The sequence below is a fragment of the Muriicola sp. genome (assembly GCF_049669965.1).
Classification (GTDB): Bacteria; Bacteroidota; Bacteroidia; order Flavobacteriales; family Flavobacteriaceae; genus Muriicola.
The window spans coordinates 1-3,247 of record NZ_JBATLB010000098.1; the positions used below are offsets into that span (position 1 = coordinate 1).

General features: G+C 43.5%; 4 protein-coding genes. 2 read left to right on the forward strand and 2 right to left on the reverse strand.

Features of this window, described 5'->3' with window-relative positions; all coding sequences use genetic code 11:
- On the reverse strand, nt 1-737 hold a 737-nt coding region (locus WBM49_RS05275), incomplete at its 3' end, for a choice-of-anchor B family protein (protein WP_424371017.1).
- A gap of 77 nt (nt 738-814) precedes the next feature.
- On the opposite strand from WBM49_RS05275, the gene thiL reads away from it, so the two are divergent.
- Complete coding sequence (thiL, locus tag WBM49_RS05280) at nt 815-1,858, forward strand: thiamine-phosphate kinase (RefSeq protein WP_424371018.1); 1,044 nt, start codon at nt 815-817, stop codon at nt 1,856-1,858.
- 6 nt (nt 1,859-1,864) lie between these two features.
- Here thiL and WBM49_RS05285 read toward each other — a convergent pair whose 3' ends face one another.
- Nucleotides 1,865-2,083, reverse strand: a complete 219-nt coding sequence (locus WBM49_RS05285; RefSeq protein ID WP_424371019.1) for a hypothetical protein — start codon at nt 2,081-2,083, stop codon at nt 1,865-1,867.
- A 266-nt stretch (nt 2,084-2,349) separates the two neighbouring features.
- Here WBM49_RS05285 and WBM49_RS05290 point away from each other — a divergent pair.
- A partial coding sequence (locus WBM49_RS05290; RefSeq protein WP_424371020.1) for a branched-chain amino acid transport system II carrier protein occupies nt 2,350-3,247 on the forward strand: 898 nt, incomplete at its 3' end.

Here is a 3,247-nt window from a genome sequence, read left to right on the forward strand (position 1 = left end):
GCGTAATCTGCATCTGGGCCATTGTAAGTCACTACCTGCGCATCGTGTGTATACCCGGAAGCGCCATAGCCCCCAGCAGCCTGTGGATTCATAGGATCCTGAAGATCAATAAAATGAGCCCCTCCGCCGTACAAGTCGTTTCGGGCAGTACCAACCGCATATGCAAAACCTGTATTTTCGTTGATCACTATATTATGTGCATTTCCAAATCCTGTGTATCGGTTATTTGCCGTAAACGTCACAGGGCCTCCAGATACACTGAGCAAATTAGTGAGATCAAAGACCTGCATCCCATGGCCATCTGCTTCAGAAACTATAAAGGCGTAATTTTGATACACCTTAATATCCCTCCAGGGACTAGAGGTGGTAGCCGTGGGCAATTTCCCTAAATAGTTGAGATCTTCCGTATCCGTGATCTCTACAAAAGCAGTCCCGTTGTTTAATCCTATCAGTGCAAACTCTCGGTTAGAGGCCATATCTGTCCACCCCCAAATATCATTGGCGGAGCTTGCATTAAGGGCATTGAGGGAGATCCTACCCAAAAGATCATAGCCGTCACAGGGATAGACCCCTGCAAATCCGTTCTCACAGGGTACAAAATTACCTTCAGAACCACCAGAATTGTCTATTGGTGGATCTACGTTTGGATTCATCCCGCCAGGATTAATTGTATCATCATTTTTGGAGCAGGCAGAAAAAAGTAAAAGCAAGAAGACTATATATAGGGACTTTTTCATAGCAGTGAGGGTTTGGGACCGTATAGTTTTTCCAAGTAAAGATACGATTAATTCAATATCCTCCGTATTTTTGCAGGATGTTCGAAGAGAAAGATCCTGCAAAAACAGGGCTGGAAAAACTGGGTGAATTTGGTCTTATTGACCATTTAACAAGTAAGTTTAAACTCACTCAATCCTCTACTGTCAAGGGTGTTGGGGATGACGCCGCTGTATTGAAATTCAAGAATAAAAAGGTGCTTATTTCTACAGATCAGCTCATAGAAGGTATCCATTTCGACCTCAGTTATATGCCCCTGAAACATCTGGGTTACAAGGCCGTGGTAGTGAACCTCAGCGATATCTATGCCATGAATGGAAAGGCCAGTCAGGTATTGGTCTCTATTGCGGTATCGAACCGTTTTCCATTGGAGGCCCTGGAAGAATTGTACGCCGGGATTCAATTGGCCTGTGATCTTTACAAGGTAGATCTTGTGGGAGGAGATACTACCTCCTCAGACAAAGGCCTTTATTTATCTGTAACAGCCGTTGGAGAAGTAGAAGACAATAAAGTAGTATACCGGAGCGGGGGGAAACCCAATGATCTGCTCGTAGTGACCGGAGATCTTGGCGGTGCCTATATGGGATTACAGGTACTGCAACGAGAAAAGGAAGTGTTTAAGGTGAACCCCAATAACCAACCCGATCTGGGACCTTACAGCTATATTATAGAACGACAGTTAAAACCCGAAGCGAGAAAAGACATTATTGAACTCTTAAAAGATCTAGAGGTTTCCCCTACTTCCATGATCGACATTAGCGACGGACTATCCTCTGAAATCTTACACCTTTGCTCAAAAAGTAAGGTTGGGTGCATGCTGTATGAGGAAAAAATCCCTTTAGATCCCACTCTTATTTCGGTTTGTGAAGAATTTAATTTAGACAGCACTACAGTAGCACTGAACGGGGGAGAAGATTACGAATTGTTATTCACTATTGATCAAAAAGAATTCCCAAAAATAAAGGGCAACCCCAATCTTACTGTCGTGGGGCATTTGACAGAATCAGATCAGGGCGCACACTTAATTTCCAGGAATAATACCAGTATACCACTAAAAGCCCAGGGATGGAATTCCTTCGGCTAGCTAGTTTTAGGCCACTTGCTGTTCTCCAGCGTGCCTTTTTTGGTAAATGATCTCCAGAGTATGATTAATATCCTGTAACTCAGGCGTCAAGACAGATAAATTTCCGCTCACGTCTGTGGTAACTTCTTTTCCACAGTGAACGCATTTGTACTCTTTAATGTGCTGGGTTACTTTTTTAGACACGGAATAGTGGTGGCCAAAAATATTGCAAAATATTTTCTTCATGATAAGTAGGTCATTAGGGCTGCAAAAGTAGGTTGGGGAACCACCATTTTGCAATGATTATAATTAGGGTTGAGCAATCTCAAAAAAAGGTTTGTGTAACACTTTACAATGGAACGCACATTACCAAGCTTTTATTGAGTGACCCCTGATAATTTTATCATTTATTCGATGAAAGTCCCATTTTCCATGAAAAGAGGCCTTTAATTTTTCTATCCACATTCTTCTTTTCTTCTATTTCTTCTATCTTTCTGCATTTAAATTACAGCATGCACAGAAGCAAAGAACTTTTGGTCACTTCCTTTGCCTTGTTCTCTCTTTTTTTTGGGGCAGGAAACCTTATCTTACCTCCGCAGTTAGGTTTTAGGGCGGGCCCTGAGTGGTGGTTGGTAGCCATAGGTTTTGCTATCTCCGCCGTATTGATCCCCATCCTCGGGATCAGGGCCCATGCCAGGTTGCAGGGTACTATGTTCGATTTTGCCAAAAAAGTGTCCCCTTCCTTTAGTCTGGTGTACTGTGTGCTGGTATATGCCATTTCCATAAGCCTCCCCTCCCCGAGAACAGCTTCCGTGACCCATGAAATGGCTGTCGCTCCCTTAGTGAACAGCTCGCCTTTACTAAGTAGTTTTTTCTATTTCGCATTGGTCCTGGTATTTGCCCTGAACAGATCTAAAATTTTGAACATCATCGGAAAGATCATGACCCCCGCTATTTTGATGATCCTGGTGGCCATTATAGGTATCATTATATATGTGGAGCCATTTAGCTTTGGGATGGCCAGTATTCCAAATCCGTTTAGTTATGCCATCATAGAAGGCTATCAGACCTTTGATGCCATTGGGGCCGTCGTGGTAGGCGGCGTGATCATAGTGTCTATTAATCTTAAAAATACAGCGAAAGATTACAATGAAAAGAAAAAGCTGATCACCAACGCCGGATGGATGGCAGGCCTGGCGCTCTTCCTGGTCTATGCCGGACTAATACTTTCTGCCGCGCTAATGCATCATTCCTTTGATTCCAGCATTTCCAGAACCGAACTACTGCAGCAAATGAGCCTGATCACCTTGGGAAATACCGGGAAATTTATCTTTGGGATCCTGGTTAGTCTGGCCTGTTTTACCACGGCTGTAGGTATCGTGGCAGGTACGGCCGATTTTGTAAAAAGCA